Origin of the sequence: Peribacillus sp. NPDC060253, assembly GCF_042727425.1 — a bacterium.
Classification (GTDB): Bacteria; Bacillota; Bacilli; order Bacillales; family DSM-1321; genus Peribacillus.
This window is the reverse complement of record NZ_JBHXAS010000263.1, coordinates 1-1728: the sequence shown is the minus strand read 5'-3', so window position 1 is coordinate 1728 and position 1728 is coordinate 1. Positions and strand designations below refer to the sequence as shown.

Below are 1728 nucleotides of genomic sequence, written 5' to 3'. Positions count from 1 at the left end.
GCATTAATAAAAAATAAATTAATATAACTAATCACCGTACATGCAATCAATGTTACGATATACGGATCATTATTTGGATTTGTCATAAAAATGATGGTAAAAAGAAACACACCAAAGTTTAGGAAAAAAGCAAAAAATGAACGTGCTCCATTTTTTCCACCAATCAAGATCATCAATATTAATAATATGAACGCTAGCAACACTAATACATTCATGTTCTTTCCCTCTTTCGATTAATGAAAAAAATAGAAATATATAGACCTATCGGAATAGTTAACACGATTCCAATACCACCAGCTATGGCACGGGCCAATTCCAATGTAAGGTTCATGGAAAGGGTAAATCCTAATGCAGAAGAATTTTTTAAATACAAAATAATCGTAGGTATGGAGCCACTTATATAGGCAAAAAACAAAATATTTGTCATGGTTCCCATGATGTCTTTTCCAATCTCTAATCCTGAAGTTTTAAGTGCTTTTACTGATATGTGGTTATTCTTTTCATACAACCCAAAAATCGAAGAAGACATGGTAATGGCTATATCCATTACGGCTCCTAAAGATCCGATAAATAACCCTGCCATAAACACCATTTTATAAGGACGAGTGAGAAATTGCATTTCTTCATATCGAAGGCCATTTCCGGAAGTTAACCACATAACAAGATAAATAATGAACAGTGATAAAAAAGTCCCTAACAGTGTCGCAATAATAGCTGCATATGTTTTTTCATTAAAACCGTTAACGAGTAAAAGGGAAAGGACCGTAAATAGAATGATACTTATACTGCATATCAATACCAAACTAATGTCTGATGTATTCAAATAAAAATCTAATGCATATGACAACAATATGGCATTGACTGCCAAACTTATAATTGAAAACAGTCCTTGCTTTTTTCCAACGATTAGTAATGTCAAGATAAAAATCCATGCTACAATCAACACAAATTTATCACGCTTTACGTCTTTTATGGTTCCAGTTAACTCTGAATTTTCTTTTGTCTTCGTATCAATCGAAACAAATAAATCATTTCCAACTCGATATTCTTGATCATAAGCTCCGGATAAGGAATATTCATTCTTTAAATGAATAAGTTTTCCCTTTTCTTCTCCATTTTGTAATTCGGCTATTATACTCTGGGTAAATAGACGATCTTCATTTTGATACATATCATTCAATTCAGTTGTATTTTCCAGATTTGTTTTGATGACTTTGGCTATAGGAAGTTCATAGAATGAATAATTGTGATTAACAAAGAAAACAGAGGCGACAAAACAAAGTGCTATGATGGCGTACAAAGAAACATGCTTGTAACCCATTTTTTTAAATTTATTTACGATAACATTCAAATTAAAACCTCCAAATATCGGGTGGGCAAAAAAGGCAGGATGGAGCCAGAATTGACTGACCTCCGCCCTGCCTTACTAGTATTTGATTTTTTTATCTTATCATGAATAAATTTAATTTGCGAAATAAAAAAATCCAATTGGTAACCAAGGGATTTTTCTATTGGGTTTTGAAAGTATGATTATTGTAAGAATCGTACATTAAGTAAGGAGTTGACTTAACAACTCCTTTAAGAACAAAATTTATTTATTAGGCACTAATAATACTGGTTTTATTTTTAAAGTATGGAGTTAGTATAGTTTCATGGACACATTTTAGTTAAGTCCTTACAATGATTTTTGAGAGGATGTGTCCGTCTTGGAACGTAAGAATACAGGGA

General features: G+C 31.9%; 2 protein-coding genes. Both read right to left on the bottom strand.

The annotated features are described in order from the left end of the window. On the bottom strand, window positions 1-215 hold a 215-nt coding region (locus ACFWE9_RS26840), incomplete at its 3' end, for a YibE/F family protein (protein WP_377359663.1). Further along, entirely contained in the window at window positions 212-1351 is a 1140-nt protein-coding gene (locus tag ACFWE9_RS26835) for a YibE/F family protein (protein ID WP_377359661.1), read from the bottom strand. The genes ACFWE9_RS26840 and ACFWE9_RS26835, both read right to left, overlap by 4 nt. Window positions 1352-1728: the final 377 nt, after the last annotated feature.